The following is a 21,870-nucleotide window of genomic DNA, read 5'->3' on the forward strand; positions in this document are numbered from 1 at the left end:
CAGCTCTCGCCAGCACAGCTTGGTCGGCACAGCTAAGACGGCAAGACTAGATGGCACGCGGAGCGTCGTGCTGCGGGTTCACACAGCGACACCGGCGCCTAGCGGCACAAATGTGGCAAGGATCCACGAAAATGCACTCGAATGTGGGGCGGGCCGTACGATAAAGTGAAGGACTTGCACGGCGCGAATCGCCACATCACCAGGTGAGGCGGCTGGAAGCATCCATTGAGCACCTCACGTAGCATCCGTATGTGCAGCCGTGCTCAAGCCCGCGATCAGCATAAGAAGGCAGGAGTCAACAGATGGCAAGTAATTACGGTCGACGTGGAGCCATCCGCAAACCTAACTCCAAGAAGGGGCCACGCGTAGGAACCGGCGGCCATTCACGCCGGGGTCTGGAGGGTAAGGGCCCCACTCCGAAAGCTGAGGATCGCGTCTACCACGCCGCCCACAAGCGCAAAGTTGCCCGTGAAAAGCGTGAGCAACAGGAAGCAGCGCTGGCACGTGCCCGCTCCAGGACCTCTATCAAGATTCCCGAAGGCCACGAGCTGATCTGTGGGCGTAACCCCGTTGCCGAAGCAGCTCAGGCAGGCGTGCCGATTCTGCGCGTCTTCATTTCACCGACCACAACGGCCGATGAGCGACTCGAATCCGTGATCCGCACAGCATCCTCTCTGGGAGCGCCGGTGATTGAAGTGACCAGGCGCGACCTGGACGTTGCAACGGATGGTGCCGTGCATCAGGGAGTAGCTGCCGAGGTGGACGCCTACGAATATGCCGATGCAGACGAACTGCTTGGTGACCTGCTTCAGCAGAGTGAGCCGCCCATGGTGGTGGCACTTGACCAGGTGACGGACCCGCACAATCTGGGTGCGACGTTGCGTGCTGCTGGCGCATTTGGCGCGGGAGGCGTGGTGATTCCGCAGCGCCGCTCGGCAGGTGTGAACGCCACCGTGTGGAAGGTGTCCGCTGGTGCAGCCGCGCGCGTCCCGGTTGCGCAGGTGTCCAACCTTGTACAGTTTCTGCGTGTCGCCAAAAAGGCCGGGTACTTCGTGGTCGGATTGGACGGCGGGGGTGACCAGTCGATCCGCCGCCTGCCCTTGTCGACCGAGCCACTGGTTATTGTCACGGGTGCGGAAGGGGCTGGACTGTCACGCCTGGTGCGCGACACCTGCGACCAGATCGTGTCGATTCCGATCAGCTCCACCGTTGAGTCTTTGAACGCGTCGGTTGCCACGGGCATCGCGTTGTACGAGGTGGCGGCCACGCGCGCCGACGCTCGCTGACAGGTACGCCGGGGATTCCCGGCGCGCTGCCCGCACGAACTGGACACTAGTGATGAGAACGCGTCAATCGCGATAGACTGGACGACGGTGTTTCAGCCAGGTGACCGTGAGACACCCTCGTCCATCAAGAAGACAGGCGAGCCACCAAGTAGGGGAGCATAACCGAATGCCAGCCGTGATCGTTTTGGGCGCACAATGGGGCGACGAAGGGAAGGGCAAGGCCACTGACCAGCTGGGTCAGCGCACCGACGTCGTCGTCAAGTTCAACGGTGGGAACAACGCCGGCCATACCGTCGTCGTCGACGGAGAAAAGTACGCGCTGCACCTGCTGCCCGCAGGTATCCTGTCCAAAGGTGTCACACCGCTGATTGGCAACGGCGTGGTGGTCGACCTGAGCGTTCTTTTCGATGAGATGGAACAGATCAGCGCTCGCGGTGTGGACTGCTCGAAACTGAAGATTTCGGCGGCCGCGCACATCATCCCGCCTTACAACCGCTTGGTGGACAACGCCAGTGAGAAGTTGCTGGGCGACAAGCAGATCGGCACCACTGGCCGAGGCATCGGGCCGACATATGCGGACAAGATGAACCGCATCGGCATCCGCATTCAGGATCTGTTCGATCCGCCGACCCTTGAGCAGAAGGTGCGCAGCGCCCTGGCTCAGAAGAACCCGCTACTTGAATCTGTTGGTATGGAAACGCTCGATCCGGAGGAGGTCACGCGCGAACTGCTGTCGTACGCTGACCGCGTGCGCCCCATGGTGGTGGATGCGTCATTGCTGGTCAACGATGCTTTGGATGAAGGCAAGACCGTCTTGTTCGAGGGTGGCCAGGCCACAATGCTCGACATTGATCATGGAACCTACCCGTTTGTGACCTCATCAAATCCGACGGCCGGTGGCGCACTGACCGGAACAGGTGTCGGGCCTACCCGCATCGACCGTGTGGTGGGTGTTGCCAAGGCGTACACGACGCGCGTAGGTGAAGGGCCTTTCCCAACGGAGCTTACTGACGAAGTCGGTGATGAACTGCGTAAACGCGGCGGCGAATTCGGTGTGACGACGGGGCGGCCGCGTCGTACTGGATGGTTCGATGCTGTGGTCGTGCGATACGCATCGCGCGTCAACGGGTTGACTGACCTGTGCTTGACGAAACTGGACGTCCTGACCGGATATGACACGATTCCGGTGTGCGTGGCCTATGAGGTGAACGGGCAGCGTTTGGATGAGATGCCAATGAATCAGTCAGACTTCGAGGCTGCAACACCCATCTATGAAGAGATGCCCGGATGGAGTGACGACATCTCCGGCGTGCGCACCTTCGAGGACCTGCCTCAAAAGGCTCAGGAGTACGTGTTGCGCCTGGAGGAGCTGTCCAAGTGCCGCATCTCCTCGATCGGTGTGGGAGCAGGACGCGAAGCCATCATTGTGCGCCACGCGCTCTGATCTGCAGTCGGTGCGCGCAGCTTGAATGTCGACGAGGCTGCGCGCCCCTGCGCCGAGCTGCCGCTCAGCTTCGATGGAGTTGGAGCTCAGCTTTGCTCGGAGCTTCCGCTTAGCTGTGTTCCGAGCCGGCGCTCAGCACTCCGTTGTCAATGGTGTAGGTCGTATCGGTCGCGCTCAGAGCCTGTTGGTCGTGCGTGACCATGATGACCGCTGCGCCTGTCGCGGCACTGTCGCGCAATAGCTCAAGTACCAGCGCCGTGCTGTCCGCATCAAGATCGCCGGTCGGTTCGTCAGCAATGATGATCGCAGGGGAGTTAATGACTGCGCGCGCAACGCTGGCCCGCCGCAGTTCTCCACCTGACAGTTCCGAGGGGTAGGCGTCAGCAAGTGGCGCAATATCCATCCGCTCCAGCAGTTCGCGGCCGCGCTCTTCAAGGCCGGCCAGGTCTGCCTCGCCGGCGATCTCTCCAGGCAGCAGAACATTGTCGAGGATGTTCAGGCTGGGAAGCAGTGAATGGTGCTGCGTAATGAAACCGAGGGTGCGCGCCCGAAGATTGCATAGCTCATGGTCGCTGAGGTGCGAGACTGCTTTGTTGTCAATGAGAACAACACCCGATGTGGGAGCCAACAGGCCAGCGATCAGATTTAACAGCGTGGTCTTCCCATTGCCGCTCCGGCCGACAATCGCAATGAACTCACCGGCATCGACCGTCAGGTTCACATGATCAACCGCCGCGAACACTGTGCCGCGTCGCGTGAATTCCCGGGTGAGGTCCCGAGTGGTCACGAGTGTCATTACTGCCCCCTCTGGAAAGTCGTATACGTCTCGGCTCGCGACAACTTCCATGCTGACAGGCTTGAGGCTGCCATACCGACGAGGGTGGCTGCCAACACGCTCCCCACTGCCAGACCCAACACTTGCGCGATGCTGATCTGAAGATAGGGCAGTGCCAGGGCGTCTGTAATCAGCGTGCTGTATGGGAAAACGACGAGGGAAGCCAGGCCGATTCCGATCACACCGCCAGCCAGGCCGATCAGCGCTGATTCAGTGAGGTACACGTGAACGAGGTGGGACTTGCGCATTCCCATGATGCGCAGTGAGGCAAATTCTTTCTTCCGCTCATTGACCGAGGTTAAGAACACAGCGAACAGCACGATCGCGCCCAGCACCCATACCGCGCCCACGAATGCGTAGGCATATCCCGTGATCACGTTCAGGTGAGCTTTGGTGGTCGCCGTAATTCCTCCGGGGTAGACGAAGCCGAGGCTTCCCATCCCCGTCGCCTTGGTGATGTTGTCTGCCACCTCGTGCGGGTCGACTCCATCTTTGACTGTGAGCAGGACGGCGGAGATCGCATTGCCCGCATGTTCTTCCGGAATGGCCGGATGGCCCACTTCCGCCGAGTACTTCACGACTTGAGGAACGGTTGCCGGATTGACGAACACTGAGCTGTCCAATGAGGTGCCGGTGGGTGCGAGCTGCGCTGCGACAGGGAAGTGGTGGCCGAAAAGTTTGATGTCACCGTTTGCAGACACTTTGATCTTCGAGCCTGCAATGACGTCACCGTCAGCAAGCTGTTTGTCGTACTGCGAGGACACCCAAGGCTCAATAATGAAATCGGTCTGTGGATTGAAACCGATGATCTGAACCTGGTCGTCACAGCAACTTGCCGTCAACGACGCAATATAAGTCTGCGCGGTGAGCTTTTCGATCCCGTTGGCCTTGGCCACCAACTCGGCGATGTTGTTGATGAAGTAGAAGGTGGAGGAACCGGTATTGGTCAGCAGTGCTTCCGCCTGCGGACGGGAAACCTGAGGAACAACCATGAGGTCGGCACCCATGCGTTCCTGCATACTCGCCAGACCGGTCTTAAGGTTGAACGACAAGACGGTACCGCCGAAGAAGGTACCGGATAGAACGCTGACGATGAATATCAGCGCGAAGGTGCGCAGTGGTCTGCTCGATAAGTTCTTCAGCGGTAGCCGTCGCAGTAGGTTGTGACGTGTCACGGTCTGCCTTCAGAACTTACTTCTGTGAGGCGGGTGCGATTGTCTTGACGCGACTGTTGACGTACACCACAACCACCGCGTAGACAATGGTCAGGATGCCCAGAACCATCAGCGTGGGGATCATGATCATGTTGCAGTGCATGTCGGCCTTCATGCATCCGCCAATGAGAACCTTGACGATGGCGATAGTCAAAGCGCCGTTGAGGCCAGCTGCAATTGCCAGTCCTGTCTGGATGCGGGTGTCAACGAAGAACGCAATGACGCCGATGACTGCGATAACCAGACCGATGCCGAGGGCCGCCTGAGCTGACCAGTGGCACTTCATGAAGTGCCCATCTTCCATCGGAGGGCATGGCTGCGCGAAAGTCTTGGGCGCGAATGCGATGAGAAGTCCCAGAAGGATTGCTGGAATCGATGAGATCAGTTTGTTTGTCATGATAACCCTTTCACAGGTGCTCGACGACCCTTCTGCCGGATCAGTCCGTCTCTCAAGAAACGCTGTTATTATGACAGCGTAAAATAAGAAAGGCAAACCTTACCTAATCAGTGAGGAGTGGATGGAAACCGCAGAATAGCGCCAACGGCGAGAGCGCAGGAGGTGTGGACCTGTGGTGCGAACCGTTAAAAAGTGAGCAAGGCGACGTGAAAGGGCCTCGAACTAAGCCATCTTTCTATCTCGTACGGTGAGCTGCTGTGCCCGGCGCTCAACCGGCTGTCAGTGCCTGGTGGTCAGATCCTCATCGAACCGCATCGATAATCGACGTCACTGTTTCATGGATCGCTTCGGCGCTTACTGGTTCGCCTGCGCTGGTGAAGTAGATTCCGAACACGAGGTTGGAGCACGCGATACGAGTAAACGTATACGTCTCATGTGGATCAGGATCGGCAAGATCAGCCGTGAAGGTGACGTACTGCGCGCCGCTGACCCTGCCGTCCTCTCTGAAGTGCAGGCCGGTGACCGCCGCATCAATTGCCTCACCATCGCATCCTTTCCGATTTCTCTCCAAGTGGAGACTGTAGAATTCCTGCGCGTTGGCCTTACTGGGGAAGAGTGACAGCTCAATGAAGGCCACAGAGGTCACTCCCTCAATCAATGACGTGTGACTCATGTAATCCGGTGACGGCAGGCTGTCAAAAAGCTTCTGGCATTGAGTGCTCTTGAACTGCAGCGGCTCAACGTCGGTATAGCGGATGGGGCCCTCGACTTCATCAACGGGGCCAATGCCACTGACCGCGACATTTCGGAGTGCCTCTGTGGCTTCACTTGCAGAGAGTGGATCAGAGTGACGTGAGGTGATGAAAAGAACGCCGGCCGCAACCAGAGCGATCACGAGAACGCAGCTCACCAGCACGACTAGATCAGTTTCATGTACTTGAGTACTACCGTGCCATGTCGCACTGCCACACATCAATATCTCCGGCCCCAACAATCTGTCCTTGATCATCGCAAGGTGCTGGAAATGAGGCGGGGGTGAAAGTGGCACCGGACCGAAAGCGCCTGTCGGCGCGAAGGCCGCTCGTAGCGGCAATAGTTGGAGCCCGGGGCTTAGCGGCCCGATGCCGCGTTCAGCCTAGCATTGCCACCCACACTGACGCTCAGTGACCTTGCCAACTTCAGGTTCCGTCGGCGCCGTCCTTGCCGGCAGTGCGCAGTGTTGCCCGCTTCGGTGATGGCGAACAAGACCAGAGAATTGCTGGTCGCCCTCGTGAATCGTGGTGAAGGCCCGTACAGTAAGAAGCATGTTTGTACTTGATGAGAACACTCCTCGAGAAATTGCACCCCTGGCGTGGATGCTGGGACAGTGGCGCGGCTGGGGCGTGATTGCCGGATCGCACGCGGCGCCCGCCACCCCCGATTCGTCCGGAGAATCCGACCAGAACGCCCCCGCCACCTCGGCCGACAGTGACGATGTGCCCGATCAGATGGTCATTGAAGAGATCACGTGCGAAGCCGTGGGCACACAGATGCGCATGGTGACCCGCATCTACTCGGCAAGCTCGCGCGTTCAGTCGCTTGATCCGAGTGCCTCGACCGAGGAAGGCCTGGCCGCCCTCGTCGAACAGGACCTGATCAATGAGGAAACCGTGTACGTCAGCGTCATGCCGACGACGCAGGAGCTGCCCCCTCCCGGACAGTTCCAGACCCGAGAGCTCACTGCCAGTGGCGCGGATCAGAAAGGTCTGGCGACGCTGTGGGCGGGAGTGTCGATGGGGCCGCGCGTACGCATGATTTCCGACGCGATCGCACGCAGCCCACACGCTCAACCCGTTGAGGAAGCCTCTCGCATGTTCGGCCTGGTCGCAGGTGAACTCATGTGGGCTCAGGACGTCACAATGGTGGGTGCAGGCGAGTCGATTACCTCGATTTCCGGTCGTCTCATGCGAATTGACGAGGGGGACGCTGTCACATCGGATTCTGCAAGAACGCCGAGCAACGCTGCGGCGAACCATGGTGGCGTCGATGCGCAGGACAGCGATGACTGATCAGCTGCATTCGCCACTGTTGACCTGGTCGAAAGCTGTTGCAGGTGAGGGCGAGTGGGTCGGCCTGCCGATTCACTATGGCGACCCGATCGGGGAGCAGTGGGCACTGGCTGAATCGCGGGCCTTCACGGATCTGTCCACTCTGGCAGCCGTGTGCGTCAGCGGGCCTGATCGTCAGTCATGGCTCACGAACATGACTTCGCAGATCATCAACGGCATGACGCCTGCAGAATCAAAGGAACTGCTGGTGCTGGATGCCAACGGCCGCATCGAGCACGCCGCAGCAATCCACGATGACGGTGAAACGACGTGGCTGGTAACTGTGCGTAACCGCGTCGGCGCACTGGCCCAGTGGCTCGAGTCCATGAAATTCATGCTGCGCGTCGAAGTGGCGGCGCGCCACGACATTCGCGTGATCGGCACTGTCAGCTCTGACGCCCAGACCGATCCGCTTGCTGAAACAGCACGTCATCTGCCGGGATACCTGTTCACGTGGGATGACCCGTGGCCAGGAGTCGTGGAAGGCGGCACGCGTTACTTTGCAGGCAGCAAGCACCCGGGATCTGACACGCATTTCCACCTCCACATTGTCGAGGGCGACGGCGCCATCACCGACATGATGAGTGTGGCGGGCTACAGCGACGGCATGACGCCTGCCGGAATGCTTGCCTGGGACGCACTGCGCATTGCGGCATGGCGTCCTCTTATCGGACGGGACACGGACGCTCGATCCATCCCGGCTGAACTCGACTGGATGCGCACCGCCGTTCATCTGCATAAAGGCTGCTACCGTGGGCAGGAATCTGTGGCACGTGTGGTGAACCTCGGTAAACCGCCCAGGCGCTTGACCTTCCTGCAACTCGATGGCTCACGCGGAGATCTGCCGGAAAGTGGAGCCAGACTGATGCGTGGAAACCGGCAGGTGGGTGTGGTGACATCAGCTGCACGGCACTACGAACTTGGCCCCGTTGCGCTGGCGCTCATTTCGCGCAACGTCCCAGAAGACACGGTCTTTGACATTGACGGGGTCAGCGCTGCGCAGGAAATCATCGTGCCGCGTGACGGTCGCAGTGAAGATTCACCCGATGAGCGCCCCGGCAAGGACCTGACGAACAAGGACCTGCGCCGGCTGGATATTCCGCCGGCAGGATCACCGCATATGTCAGGTGGAAGGAAGGCATAACAGTGCGAGCAGTACTTCAGCGGGTGACTCGTGCGAGCGTGCGCGTCGATGGTGAAGTTGTCGGAGAAATCAGTGGCCCCGGCATCCTCGCCCTCGTCGCCGCCACTCACGAGGACGGCCCCGACCAGGTCGACACGGTGGTGCGCAAAATTGCGGAGCTGCGGATCATGGACGATGAACAATCGGTGAGCGACATTGGCGGCGCGGTCCTGGTCGTCTCGCAGTTCACACTCTATGGCAGTACCCGTAAAGGCCGGCGACCCTCGTGGTCGGCAGCTGCGCCGGGCCCTGTGGCTGAACCGCTGATTGATGCCGTGGCTCAGGGGCTGCGTGAGCGTGGGCTGGAAGTGGCGACCGGCCAGTTTGGCGCCCACATGGAGGTTGAACTGGTCAACGACGGGCCCTTTACTGTGCTGGTTGAGGCGTAGACGGAACCATGGCGGAGGTGCATATTCGCCCGTACCGGTTAACGGACGCAGCTGATCTGATCTCAATCTGCATTGATACGGCCGACAGTGGCAGGGGAGCGCGGGGCAGGCTCACCGATGATGAAATTCTGCCCTACATTTACGCACTGCCGTACGTCAGTTACGCTCCGAGCTGGTCGTTTGTGGTTGATACTGGCTCACGCATCAGTGGATACATCGTGGGTGTCCCCGATGTTGCTTCCTTTGTGAACTGGTGGCGCGACCACTGGGTGCCGGTGCTGCGCGAGCGTTTCGGCGGCACGGAGCTGTGGCCAGAGGGCGAGCGTGAACTGCTTGAACGCGGCCTCAATCCTGATTCCATGTGGTCGGATCTTCGCCGCACCTATGAGGCCGAATTTCACATCGACCTGCTGTCCGATGTGCAGGGACGCGGGCTCGGTACGCAGCTTCTTGGCAGATTCACCGAGGCGGTGACCACGCGCTCGCACGCACACGGCATCGCCATCGGGGTTGACGCGGACAATTCACGTGCCATCGGCTTTTATGCCAAAAATGGTCTTGAGGTGCTGCGTGAAGACCGAGGCAGTGATGGCGCCGTCAGCGGCTACACCATGGGGATTTCTCTGCGCGGGCCATCCAGATCCGCATGACACGCGAAGCGGTGGCACGCAGGTTCCTTTCGCCCGATGACACCGCCTCATCCGTTGAACACGGCCCGGGCACGATCGGGACAGCGGCAATGATTCCGCATCGCAACAGCTCATCAGTCAGTGCCTGCCCCTGTTCAATTCTGCCGGCGCACGCGATGACAGGAACGCTGCCGGCCTCGCGTGCCAGGCGCGCCACCCCGGAGATGGTTTTGCCCATGACACTTTGCCGGTCGATCGACCCCTCGCCGGTCAGCACAAGGTCAGCCCCGCGCAGCACTTCCGCCAGCCCGACGCCTTCCATCACCAGATCCACCCCTGATTCCAACGAAGCGCCCAGGAAAGCTGACAGCGCAAACCCCAGCCCACCTGCCGCTCCAGCTCCCGCCTTGTCGGCATGGGCGCTCGCGGCCGGGTCAGCGTGCGCGAAGGTTGCCAACGCACGATCCAGCACCTTGACGTCGCGAGGTGTCGCACCCTTTTGAGGCCCGTATACAGCGGATGCGCCCCGAGGCCCACACAGCGGATTGTCCACATCGCATGCGGCGCGCACGCGCACATCCCTCAGCCTCCCATCCAGGCCAGACACGTCAATACGTCGAACCTTTCCCAGGCACTCCGGCGAACCGTCGACGTCACGGCCACCCTCGTCAATGAAGCTCATACCCAAGGCGCGCAGCATTCCCGCTCCGCCATCGTTCGTGCCGGACCCGCCCAGCCCGATGAGGATCTCCTCAACACCAAGGTCCAGTGCTGCCGAGATCAGCTCACCCACTCCAGCGCTGGTCATGGAACAAATTCGCCGGTCGCAAGCCGCGACCAATCCCAGCCCGACAGCCTCGGCAACTTCGATGACCGCGCTGCCACCTGCCGTCCAGAACCCTGCCTCACGAGGGCGGCCGAGCGAGTCGTGAACCTCGACGATGTGGAACTGCGCCCCCAGGGCATCCGCGATGGCCTGCGCGAAGCCTTCTCCGCCGTCAGCCAGCGGAACCACCTCGCATTGCGCATCGGGTACGACTGCACGAACACCGTCAGCAAGTGCACGCGCCGCCTGCATCGCTGTCATCGACCCCTTGAAACTGTCAGGAGCGCAGACGATTTTCATGGCAGTCCTCTCTGTCGCGGCGCGGTTTGCTCTGATTGTAGGCAGCGTGTTGACGTGCTTGTGTGCGCACGCGAGGCAGACAACTGGCAGTGTTTCCGCTCGCCTGTAGTGAACATTCAAGCGACCGCGCCAATCAGCCCGTAGGGTGGAACCAGTTGAAAACGCCAGGCACCCGTGTCTGCGCCATCCCATTCGTGAACATCAGGAGGAGCCATGTTCGAACGGTTCACCGACCGAGCTCGGCGAGTCGTCGTCCTCGCACAGGACGAAGCCAGGAACCTCAACCACAACTACATCGGCACTGAGCACCTGCTGCTGGGCCTCATTACCGAGGGCGAGGGAGTCGCAGCAAAAGCCCTCGACATGATGAACATTGAGCGCGACCAGGTGCGTGAAGCGGTCATCGACATTATTGGCGAGGGCGAAAAGCCTGTCGAAGGTCACATTCCGTTCACGCCGCGTGCCAAGAGAATCTTTGAGCTGTCGCTGCGTGAAGCACTGCAGTTGGGTCACAACTACATTGGCACTGAGCACCTGCTGCTCGGTTTGCTCAAAGAGGGCGAGGGCGTTGCAGCTCAGGTGCTGACGAAGCTGGGAGCTGACTTGTCGCAGGTGCGTCAAGCCGTTATTCAGCTGCTGTCGGGTTACCAGAGCGATGGGGACAACCGCGAGGCGGTGGGCGTATCGGGCAACCCTGTGCGCGACCCCGGTCAGACGAACTCCGCTATTTTGGAGCAGTTCGGTCGCAACCTGACTCAGGCTGCACGTGAAGGCAAGCTTGATCCGGTGATCGGTCGTAAGACGGAGATGGAACGCGTCATGCAGGTGCTGTCGCGTCGCACGAAGAACAACCCGGTGCTGATCGGTGAACCCGGTGTCGGTAAGACCGCTGTTGTCGAAGGCCTGGCTCAGGCGATCGTGCATGGCGACGTGCCGGAGACGATTAAAGACCGCCAGATCTACTCACTGGATATGGGATCCCTGGTCGCCGGGTCGCGCTATCGCGGCGATTTCGAAGAACGCTTGAAGAAAGTCCTTAAAGAGATCCGCACGCGCGGTGACATTATCTTGTTTATCGATGAGATCCACACACTGGTCGGCGCCGGTGCTGCTGAAGGCTCCATTGATGCCGCTCAGATGCTCAAGCCAATGCTGGCTCGCGGCGAAATCCAGACCATCGGTGCCACCACGCTTGACGAGTACCGCAAGCACGTGGAAAAGGACGCTGCGTTGGAGCGTCGTTTCCAGCCGGTGCGTGTCGAGGAACCCTCTGTGGATGAGACAGTTGGGATCTTGAAGGGGCTGCGTGACCGCTACGAGGCGCATCACCGCGTCATCATCACCGATGAGGCGATCCGCGCCGCAGCCGAGCTGGCAGACCGCTACATTTCTGACCGTTTCCTGCCTGACAAGGCCATCGACCTGATGGATGAAGCCGGTGCCCGCCTTCGCATCGCCCGCATGACGGCACCACCCGAGCTGCGTGAAATCGACGAGAAGATCGCTGATGTGCGCAAGGCCAAAGAAGCCGCGATCGATGATCAGGACTTTGAGCGTGCCGCCTCCCTGCGTGATGAGGAAAAGAAACTGGGCGAGGAACGTCGCGAGAAGGAAGATGCGTGGAAGGGTGGCGAACGCGAGGAAATCGCGGAGGTCACTGAAGAGGAAATCGCTGAAGTGCTCGCCATGTCGACCGGCATCCCGGTGGTGAAGCTGACTCAGACCGAATCTGCCAAGCTGCTGAAGATGGAAGATGAGCTGCATAAGCGCGTCATCGGCCAGGAAGAGGCTGTCAAAGCACTATCGCAATCTATCCGACGCACACGTTCCGGCCTGAAAGATCCGAAACGCCCCGGTGGTTCGTTCATTTTTGCCGGCCCGACCGGTGTCGGTAAGACTGAGCTGGCCAAGGCTCTCGCGGAGTTCCTGTTCGGTGATGAAGATGCGCTGATCCAGATAGATATGAGCGAGTTCTCCGAGAAGCACACGGCATCACGCCTGTTCGGTGCACCTCCCGGGTACGTTGGATACGACGAGGGTGGCCAGCTCACTGAAAAGGTCCGTCGCCGTCCGTTCTCTGTCGTCCTGTTTGACGAGGTTGAAAAGGCTCACCCCGATATCTTCAACTCCTTGCTGCAGATCCTGGAAGAAGGTCATCTGACCGATTCACAGGGACGCAAGGTGGACTTCAAGAACACGGTGATCATCATGACCACCAACCTGGGCACGCGCGACATCAACAAGGGTGTGCTGACCGGCTTCCAGTCCGCCGACAACCTCACGCACGACTACTCGCGCATGAAGTCGAAGGTGAATGAGGAGCTCAAGCAGCATTTCCGCCCCGAGTTCCTCAACCGTGTTGACGACGTCATCGTCTTCCCGCCGCTCACGAAGGAGCAGATCACGCAGATCGTTGACCTGATGATCGGTCGCCTGGCGGAGCGCATGGAGGACCAGAACATGAAACTGCAGATCACCGATGCTGCGCGTGAACTTCTGGCCGACCGCGGGTACGACCCTGTTCTGGGTGCCAGGCCGCTGCGCCGCGCCATCCAGCGCGATATTGAGGACGCCTTGTCTGAGCGGATCCTGTTCGGTGAGATCATGCCGGGTCAGGTTGTCACCGTCGATGTTGCCGGCGAGGGCGACCAGCGTGAATTTACGTTCACGGGGATCTGATCGCCTGGTCGCATGGCCTGCGTGTAGCGGCTGACTACCGTGGTTAGGGGCCAACCGGCCACGGTAGTTCGGCTCCAGGCGACAACTGGTCACGGTCATCCAGGCGGCCACCCTCGACAAATATCTTCAGCTGCGCGGGGACGAAGCAGCCTGCAGCGTCCGAAGAACTCCTGCCACACGTGACCCCTCCTGCACGCAGTTGAGCCCTTGCACACGAGGGTGATAAATCTCCTTCTCGCACGCCCATCTCAGCCAACAGCGCCGACGAGATTTTGCCATAATTGCTGCGATGCCAAAACCTAAGGAGACCCTGATGCCTGCAGCACCTACGCCCGAGTCGCACGCACGCGTTGACGCCGACACGACGCTCAGCACAGACCCACTGTGGTGGCGCCAGGCGGTTGTGTACCAGATCTACCCGCGCAGCTTCGCTGACTCGAACGGCGACGGGCTCGGCGACATCAAGGGTGTGACCTCACGGGCAGACTACCTGGCTGGCCTCGGTGTGGATGCTGTGTGGCTCAGCCCCTTCTATCCTTCCGAGCTGGCTGACGGCGGATACGACGTGGCCGACTACCGCAACGTGGATCCACGCCTGGGGACGCTTGACGATTTTGACGAAATGATCGCGGCCCTGCATGGGCGAGGCATCCGCGTCATCGTTGACATCGTGCCCAACCACACCTCACGCATGCACCCCTGGTTCCAGGAAGCTCTGGCAGCGGGCCGCGGGTCAGCGGCGCGTGAACGTTACATCTTCCGCGAAGGCACAGGCCCTGACGGCTCGCAGCCCCCGACGGACTGGACCTCCACGTTCGGCGGTGCCGCATGGGAACAGGTTGAAGACGGACAGTGGTACTACCACTTCTTTGCCCGCGAGCAGCCGGATCTGAACTGGGATCACCCCGATGTGCGCGAGGACTTCCTGACAACACTGCGCTTCTGGTCTGACCGCGGTGTCGATGGTTTCCGCATTGATGTCGCCCACGGACTGGCGAAAGACCTCAGCGAACCGCTGCCCAGCCAGGCAGAACTCGACGCTATGCCGATGGATGGACACCACCGCATCTTTGACCGCGACGAGGTTCAGGACATTTACGCTACCTGGCGTGAGGTCTTCAACTCCTACGATCCGCCGCGCACAGCGGTTGCCGAGGCGTGGGTGAATCCTGACCGGGTGCCTCGGTACGCAAACCCGAACAGCCTGGGACAGTCCTTCAACTTCGACCTGCTTGAAGCCGACTTCAACGCCGACCAGTTCCGCACGATTATCACCGACAATTTGGAGCTGGCCAGTTCGTCAGGTTCCTCGAGCACATGGGTGTTGTCGAACCACGATGTTGTCCGCCATGCCACGCGCTACGGCCTGCCCGATGCAGTGCGCACTCATGGTCCGAGGCCCGACAAGCCGGTGGGGCAGGACTGGCTGCTGACAGGCGGCACCCAGCCGGAGCTTCACCGTGAACAGGGATTGCGTCGTGCGCGCGCCGCCACCATGCTCATGCTGGCACTGCCCGGATCGTCCTACATCTATCAAGGTGAAGAGCTCGGCCTGCATGAAGTGGCGGAAATCCCGGCCGACCAGCGCCAGGATCCGACGTTCTTCCGCACCAATCAGAAAGAAATCGGTCGCGACGGCTGCCGCGTCCCCTTGCCGTGGGTCCATGACGCCGCGAACTTCGGATTTGGAGGACCGGCCCACCTGCCGCAACCCTCATGGTTCGCAGACAGCGCAGTAGACGTGGAATCTGCCCGCGAAGACTCGACGCTGTCTCTGTACCGGCGTGCATTGCATCTGCGCCGCACACTGCAGGGCGCCGAAGAAATGGAATGGGTCGACGACAGCATCGAGGCACCGTACAGCGACCAGGTGCTGCACCTGCGCCGTCCCGGTGGCTGGGACGTGATCACGAACTTCAGCACCGAGCCGATCCCATTCGACACCAGCACAGCCATCCTGACCAGTGAGCCTCTGACCGACGGTGTCCTGCCTGGCGAGACAACCATCTGGTGCGCACCGCGCAGCTAAGCTACCGTGAACCCCCTCGGGTCCGCGCAGAAGCGTCGCATTGTCGGCGCCTCTGCCCGGGTCGTGGGGACTCCATCCCTCGCCCGCGTGGGAACCGACAACTGAGCGCGATACACGTGAGAAATAGGAACGAATTTTCGCCTGCCTCTGTCTTTATTCGGATTTTCGTGTCAGACTTACTGCGGTTGCAGTTGTTTCTGCGTATGCGACTCCACTTCTTTGAGAGGACGTGAGCCTGCCCGCCGCCAGGTGGATCATCTGATGCGCAGAGCCGTCACATGCTGATCATTGTTTCAATGAGACCGTGATGAAGGAGGCGAGAGTGAGGACGACGTCTGATTTTCCGCAGAGTCGACCTGAACCCGTTGGGCAATCCGAATCAGGCACCCAACCCGCTACCGGATCCAAGTCAGTGAACGGCAACAACGTTTCCCCTTTTCTTTCTGCACCCCCGATGCCTCCCGGCGACGAGTACTCGCCCGCCAATCAGGGCGGTAACACGCTGTCACGCCGGCTTCACCTGAGTCGACGAGGACGACAACTCAAGAAGCAACTCGCGAAAAATCGACGCAAAATCCCAGCCATTATCGTGTTGGTGTTCTGCCTGATTGTCACCACGCTGGCGCTGCTTCATCCGGGCGTGCCAACATCCCAGATCGACGTGAATGACGGTGGCATATGGGTGACAAACTCCTCGCGCCAACTGGTCGGTCACCTCAACTACCAGGCTCGGCGCCTCGATGCCGCATTGCGCACAGACGCCGCCCAATTCGACATCGGCCAGGCAGCAGATACCGTCACGTTTTCTGATGAGAGCACTAACTCGATCGCTCCGATTGACGTGGCCGGCGTGCGCATGGGTGCGACAACGTCGCTGACTGAACGCGCCCAGGCAGTGCAAGGCGGAGAACGGATCGGTGTGCTGGACGGCGCGGAAGGAAACCTGTGGGTCCTGCCGGCATCCGAGCCCTCGACCGTGCCGATGGGAGACGACAGCGCGATCGAAACAGGCCTTACCTCAGGTGTGGTGACAACCAGCGTCAATGGAACCGTCATGGCGGTGTCGGCAGCAACCGGCCAGTTCGTGACAGTCACGCGCCGCGGCTATGTCGATCAGAAACACAGTGTCGACATCCCTGATATGCGCGCCGACGCATTGCTGCAGATCACGGCGGTCGGTGAACAACCAGTCGCCCTCGACCAGTCAACCAACACGCTGTTCCTCCCCGATGGGTCCGCACGATCCCTGTCCGATGAAGGCGTCCCAACAGATGCCATCTTGCAAAATCCCGGCCCCGACCATGACGCGGTTGTACTGGCCAACCCGAATTCCCTGATCAGCGTTCCCCTCAACGGCGATCCCGTGACGATCACCCCCGCGAATGAGCAGAACCGTTCAGGAAAGCCGGCGGCTCCCACACGACACGAAGGATGCTCGTACGGCGCGTGGGCAGGCTCGGGCTCTTATGTGCGTCTGTGTGACGACTCTGCCAATGACACGTCGATGGATGTTGACACCCTCAAGTCTGCGCGCAACATCTCGTTTAGAACCAACCGTAAGCTCATCGTCCTCAACGAAATTAACGAGGGTGGCATCTGGCTACCCGACATGAACATGGCGTTCATGGATGATTGGGATGAGATCGACCAGGAGATCGACAAGGAAAAAGAAGAAGAGGAATCGCCTGAATACACCGACGAAATTATCGACCCTCAGCGCAAGGACAAGAACACTCCACCTGACGCCGTTGATGATGAGTTCGGTGTCAGGCCAGGCCGAGCCACCACGCTGCCTGTACTGCAAAATGACACGGATATCGATGGTGATGTTCTGACAGCCAGACCGATCAGCCAGCCTCAGATCGGAGCGGTGACACCGACGCGTGGCGGCCAGGCGTTGCAGATGACGGACGTGCCCGATGATGCGTCGGGCAGCACCACTTTTGTGTACGAGGCATACGACGGGCAGGCATCTGACAGTGCGACGGTGACGATCAGTGTGCACCCCTGGGGTCAGAACGCCGGCCCGGTGCAGATCCGCAAGAACCCGCAGAAACTGGGAGCGGGAGCTGCCATTGAGTACAACGTGCTGCCGGACTGGAACGACCCGGACGGCGACCCGATCTTCCTGCAGTCTGCCAGTGCTCCTGACGGTATCCAGGTGCAGTACCGTGAAGAAGGAACCCTGAATATCCGGGATCTGGGCGCAGCGCCCGGCCAGTACGAGGTGAACGTCGTAGTCTCTGACGGGCGTGCCGAAACGCAAGGTGTCGTACCCATCGTCGTACAGCCACCAGGCAACATTCCACCTGTTGCGCACGCCGATTTCTATGTGGCGAGAGCCGGAGAAGCCCTCGAAATTGAACCGCTGACCAACGATACGGATCCCAACGGTGACGGCCTGACGCTGGTTGGTGTGTCTGAAGCTCCAGCCGGAACACAGCTCACGCCCGACCTGGCCCTCGGATCCATCACGTTCAAAGCACAGGCACCGGGTACCTACCAGTTCACCTACACCATTTCAGATGGCCCTTCGACCGTGTTGGGCATCATTCGCATTGACGTGGTGGAAGCTGACTCCAATGCAGTCCCCGTTGCTGACGATGACCTGGTTGTCCTGCCTGCTGGCGGTGAAGCACTTGCCGCACCGTTGAATAATGACTCCGATCCAGCCGGCGGCGTCCTGGTCATTCAGCAGGTGGAGCCGACGGACAAACTGGGCCTGCGCGTCACACTGGTCGATCGCCACCTCCTGCGCATCACGGCACCTGGCGGCCTCGATGAAGCCGTCAGCTTCCAGTATTCCGTTTCCAACGGGTCCCATACTGCCCAAGCGCGGATCACAGTCGTCCCGTCACGAGCGCTCGACGACAAGAAACCACCCGTTTTGCAGCCCGACCATGCCAAAGTGCGTGTCGGAGACGTTGCTTCGGTCCCCGTGCTGGAAAACGATCGCTCGCCGGCCGGCCTGGCAATGAAAGTCGATCCGAAACTGCAGTTCGAGGAAAACTCGCAGGTCGGAACCCCCTTTGTAACAGGTAACCTGGTGCGCTTGGAAGCAGGCACAACGCCAGGTGTGATGCATGTGTCGTACACGGTGCACGACATGGTCGGCAACATGGCGACATCGACAGTCGTGTTCGAAGTGGTCGCCCTCGAAGGTGCCAACGCGGCACCGCAACCTCGCCCTCTGACAGCGTGGGCCGTGTCAGGGCAGACGACTCGAATCCCTGTCCCACTGTCCACGATCGACCCTGACGGCGATTCCGTGACACTGGTGGGTATCGAGCAGGCACCGTCCAAGGGAACGATTGAATTGGGCACTGACTGGATCGAATACACGCCTGCGCGCAAGACCACCGGCACGGACGTATTCACCTACATCGTTGAGGACCGTCAGGGCAAGCAGGCAACCGCACGTGTGCGCGTCGGTATTGCGCCACCGGCGGGTAGTAATCAGCCACCCACTGCTGTTAAAGACGTTCTGTTGGTCAAACCTGGGCGCACGATCATGGTGAACGTTCTAGCCAACGACATTGACCCTGACGGGGATTCAATCTCGCTGGTTCCCGATTCGCTCAGCGTGCTGGACGACGCCCTCGAAGCTGAAATTGTGGGAACCGGGATCCAGGTTGAGGTTCCAGAAGCTGCCGGAACATACGTCATGTCCTACCAGGTCACCGACTCGCGTGGCGGTGTGGACAACGGGACGTTGACGATCAATGCGAAGAACGATGCGCCCCTGATGCCTCCGATCGCTCGCGATGACGTTGTGGCGCTGGCTGATATGCCTGACAGTGAGATTGTGCCGATTAACGTGGTGGAAAACGATGAGGATCCCGACGGAACCGTCGCAGACCTGGTTGTGTCCACACGCGCTCCCGACGCTGAAGTCAAGGGCGGAATCATTGAAGCGAAGGCATACGAGACTCGACGGCTCTTGGTCTACACGATTACCGATCAGGACGGCCTCTCATCCTCCGCAGTGGTGTCGATTCCGGGAACCGATCAGACCAGGCCGCGCCTGGACCAGTCGCACCTGCCGATCAAGGCACGGGCCGGCAGTGACGTCGTCATCGACATTCGGGACCACGTCATTACGAGGGCGGGCCGTACCGCGATGATCACGGACGAATCCAGGCTCAAAGCATCATGGGGGCTGGATCCGAAGATCGTGCTGGAGGACCAGCATCGCCTCACCCTGCACACCGACCCGGAATTTTCCGGTAAGACATCCGTTTCCTTTGAAGTACGTGACGGTGTTGCATCGGATACATCAGCCTTATCAGCTGTGCTCTCCCTGCCGATTGTGGTGCAGGCAGTGAAGAACCAGCCACCGGCTTTCATCCCGACGAGTGCGCGTGTGGCTGCAGGTGAAGAACCCATCACGTTGGACCTGTCGGCGATGGTCGATGACCCGGACGACGCTGACCCTAAAGGATTCAAGTATGCGCTGGTGAAGAGTCCTCGTGTTGTCAGCGCGAAACTTGATGGGCATATGCTGTCCCTTCAGGCCGGCGTTGATCAGGCCACCGGCACCACGGACCAGGTCACGATCAGTGTTGATGACGGGTCAGGGCCGGTAGTCGGTGAGATCCCGGTGACGGTTGTCGCCTCCACGCGGCCACTCATTCAGGTGTCGGACGCGCTCATCGACGCTGCGAACGCTGGCGGTACGGAAACGATCGATCTGACGAAGTACACGATCAACCCGTTCCCGGAAACGCCGATACGGATCGTGTCAAGCCAGATTGAAATCGGTGAAGGCACCGTGGATCCGCAGGGCACAGTCCTCCACATCACGCCAGCTGTTGGTTTCCACGGGCAAATGACGGTCAACTATCGCCTGATTGATGCCACCAATGATCCGGGGCGCATTGTAGAAGGCAACGTGCGGTTAGTCGTGCGCGATCGGCCCGAACCACCATCCAACGTGTCGGTGATGGCCACGGGCCCTGGCAGTGCAACTGTGACGTTCCAGCCCGGAGCGGACAATGGCGCGGCTATTACCTCCTTCACCTTGACGGATGTCACGACCGGTCAGGAGTTCACTTGCGATGTTGCGTCCTGCCCGCTTAGCGGTCTGGCGAACGGCCTGAAGCATTCGTTCTCAGTCGTGGCACACAATGATGTTGGCGCATCCGATTCGTCTCCTGCATCCGAGCCTGTCCTGGTCGACGTTCAACCATCCCAGCCTGCCGCCCCGACGCTTGCTGCTGGCGACGGGTCGGTGACGGTGACGTGGAATCCACCGGCAAATGAAGGGTCACCGATCACCGCGTACGAAGTGACGCTCTCTGACGGCCAGACGCAGCGAGTAGACGGCGCAACGACATCAGTGACATTCACCAACCTGACGAACGGTCAGCCCTACTATGCCTCTGTTGTGGCATTGAATTCCTCGCCGTCACCCTCACAACCATCCGAGCCATCTGCCCAGGTCGCGCCCTTTGGGCCGCCTCTGAAGGTGTCGATCACGGACATTCGGTCAACACCTTCTGCCGATGATCCAAACCTTGCTGCGGTCAGTGTCAGCTGGGCAGTCGAGTCGGACAACGGCAGTCCGCTGACCGCTGCGCACGTCACATTGAGCGGTGGCGGAAAGGGTGACGTCGCGTTGAACGGTGAGCTGTCTGGGGAAATCACGTTGCAGGCGCAGCCGCAGGAAGGCGTGGTAGCCACCGTGTGGGTTGACAATGCGGCAGGATCGTCACGTGAGGTCAAATCCAAGCGTTTCACTGTGTTCTCGACGCCGGTTGTGATCGATCTTCCGACGGTTACAGCAACCGGAGAAGCAGGTACCGCGAAGGTGACGGCTGAAACGAAAAAAGGTAACGGTTACAATCGCGGAGAACTTGAGCTTCAGTATTCGGTGAATGCAGGTCAGTGGACACCGTTGCAGGGCAAGACCATCACGGGACTGCCTGACGGGCAGGAGGCGCGGATTACATTCAGGCAGGTTGCTCCCGGCCGCGCCGACGGGCCAGCGACTGAAGAAGTAGTGGTGATGACGTACGGACAGCCGACGATTGACAGCTTCACGGCAACCAGTACGCCGGACGGAGTCGACCTGTCGTGGGCCATCACTCACAACGCCGGAGCTCCCATCACATCGATCACCGTGAAGTACAACGGAAAGAGCGAGGACATTCCCGTTTCGGAAACGAGCCGGCACATCGATGTGGACACCAGAGAGGCAATAAACTTCAAGTTGGTTGTTCATGCCGAGAACATCGAAAAGAGCATTGAGGCTGCGGCCACCAGCAAGGCACGGGGCACCATTAGACCGATGCCTGCCAAGTGCGATGCTGAGATGTCAGACAAGTTCGATGACTGCCATACTTTCAAGGTGCAGGCAGATGTGTGGGATCTGAGTCTTCTGCCATTGCGTTGCGAATTTAAGTCAGATGCTGATGACCAGACGTATAGATTCGAAATCAGGACGTTAGGGTATCCGTATGCCTCGAATGCACCTACCCGTGTGACAGATCAGGAAACCATGAAGAACTGGTTACAGGATGGCACCCTCACATGCGAAACGTCACAATAACAGGTGAGCAGTGGAACTGGAC

14 protein-coding genes are annotated in these 21,870 nt (G+C 60.0%); 9 read left to right on the top strand and 5 right to left on the bottom strand.

From position 1 onward, the window contains the following. The first annotated feature begins 302 nt into the window (after nucleotides 1–302). On the top strand, nucleotides 303–1,286 hold the full coding sequence (gene rlmB / locus BLT69_RS01300; protein ID WP_092648188.1) for a 23S rRNA (guanosine(2251)-2'-O)-methyltransferase RlmB: 984 nt from the start codon (nucleotides 303–305) through the stop codon (nucleotides 1,284–1,286). Nucleotides 1,287–1,452: 166 nt separating this feature from the next. Beyond that, nucleotides 1,453–2,730: an adenylosuccinate synthase gene (locus BLT69_RS01305; RefSeq protein ID WP_058237753.1), complete on the top strand. Its 1,278-nt coding sequence runs from the start codon at nucleotides 1,453–1,455 to the stop codon at nucleotides 2,728–2,730. Between the two features lie 109 nt (nucleotides 2,731–2,839). Here BLT69_RS01305 and BLT69_RS01310 read toward each other — a convergent pair whose 3' ends face one another. From BLT69_RS01310 to BLT69_RS01325, 4 genes are all read right to left on the bottom strand, one after another. Continuing rightward, entirely contained in the window at nucleotides 2,840–3,526 is a 687-nt protein-coding gene (locus BLT69_RS01310; RefSeq protein ID WP_058237754.1) for an ABC transporter ATP-binding protein, read from the bottom strand. Beyond that, complete coding sequence (locus BLT69_RS01315; RefSeq protein ID WP_092648189.1) at nucleotides 3,526–4,740, bottom strand: ABC transporter permease; 1,215 nt, start codon at nucleotides 4,738–4,740, stop codon at nucleotides 3,526–3,528. The genes BLT69_RS01310 and BLT69_RS01315 overlap by 1 nt, the downstream gene beginning before the upstream one ends. A 16-nt stretch (nucleotides 4,741–4,756) precedes the next feature. Continuing rightward, nucleotides 4,757–5,176, bottom strand: a complete 420-nt coding sequence (locus BLT69_RS01320) for a DUF4418 family protein (RefSeq protein WP_092648190.1) — start codon at nucleotides 5,174–5,176, stop codon at nucleotides 4,757–4,759. A gap of 301 nt (nucleotides 5,177–5,477) precedes the next feature. Continuing rightward, nucleotides 5,478–6,086, bottom strand: a complete 609-nt coding sequence (locus tag BLT69_RS01325; protein ID WP_157886298.1) for a hypothetical protein — start codon at nucleotides 6,084–6,086, stop codon at nucleotides 5,478–5,480. Between the two features lie 394 nt (nucleotides 6,087–6,480). Here BLT69_RS01325 and BLT69_RS01330 point away from each other — a divergent pair, with 394 nt between their 5' ends. From BLT69_RS01330 to BLT69_RS01345, 4 genes are read left to right on the top strand one after another with little or no spacing between them, the layout of a single operon-like run. Beyond that, entirely contained in the window at nucleotides 6,481–7,224 is a 744-nt protein-coding gene (locus tag BLT69_RS01330) for a heme-binding beta-barrel domain-containing protein (protein WP_092648192.1), read from the top strand. Then, entirely contained in the window at nucleotides 7,217–8,407 is a 1,191-nt protein-coding gene (gene ygfZ, locus BLT69_RS01335; RefSeq protein ID WP_257590365.1) for a CAF17-like 4Fe-4S cluster assembly/insertion protein YgfZ, read from the top strand. The genes BLT69_RS01330 and ygfZ overlap by 8 nt, the downstream gene beginning before the upstream one ends. 2 nt (nucleotides 8,408–8,409) lie before the next feature. Then, nucleotides 8,410–8,835 carry a D-aminoacyl-tRNA deacylase gene (gene dtd, locus BLT69_RS01340; RefSeq protein ID WP_092648194.1) on the top strand — a complete coding sequence of 142 codons (426 nt, stop codon included), beginning with the start codon at nucleotides 8,410–8,412 and terminating at the stop codon, nucleotides 8,833–8,835. A gap of 8 nt (nucleotides 8,836–8,843) precedes the next feature. Next, on the top strand, nucleotides 8,844–9,485 hold the full coding sequence (locus BLT69_RS01345; protein ID WP_092648195.1) for a GNAT family N-acetyltransferase: 642 nt from the start codon (nucleotides 8,844–8,846) through the stop codon (nucleotides 9,483–9,485). Here the strand turns inward: BLT69_RS01345 and BLT69_RS01350 are convergent. Continuing rightward, nucleotides 9,433–10,590 (bottom strand): glycerate kinase, encoded by a 1,158-nt coding sequence (locus BLT69_RS01350; RefSeq protein WP_092648196.1) that lies wholly within the window; start codon nucleotides 10,588–10,590, stop codon nucleotides 9,433–9,435. The genes BLT69_RS01345 and BLT69_RS01350 overlap by 53 nt on opposite strands. 213 nt (nucleotides 10,591–10,803) lie before the next feature. Between BLT69_RS01350 and BLT69_RS01355 the strand changes: the two genes are divergently transcribed. The 3 genes from BLT69_RS01355 (at nucleotide 10,804) to BLT69_RS01365 (ending at nucleotide 21,848) form a co-directional block, all read left to right on the top strand. Next, nucleotides 10,804–13,269, top strand: coding sequence for an ATP-dependent Clp protease ATP-binding subunit (locus BLT69_RS01355; protein ID WP_070728138.1), 2,466 nt, complete (start codon nucleotides 10,804–10,806; stop codon nucleotides 13,267–13,269). 313 nt (nucleotides 13,270–13,582) lie between these two features. Next, entirely contained in the window at nucleotides 13,583–15,298 is a 1,716-nt protein-coding gene (locus tag BLT69_RS01360) for a glycoside hydrolase family 13 protein (protein ID WP_092648197.1), read from the top strand. 322 nt (nucleotides 15,299–15,620) lie between these two features. Further along, a complete protein-coding gene (locus BLT69_RS01365; protein WP_162272388.1) occupies nucleotides 15,621–21,848 on the top strand; it encodes an Ig-like domain-containing protein in 6,228 nt (2,075 codons plus the stop codon). Nucleotides 21,849–21,870: the final 22 nt, after the last annotated feature.

It is taken from the genome of Schaalia radingae (assembly GCF_900106055.1).
Taxonomy (GTDB): Bacteria; Actinomycetota; Actinomycetes; order Actinomycetales; family Actinomycetaceae; genus Pauljensenia; species Pauljensenia radingae_A.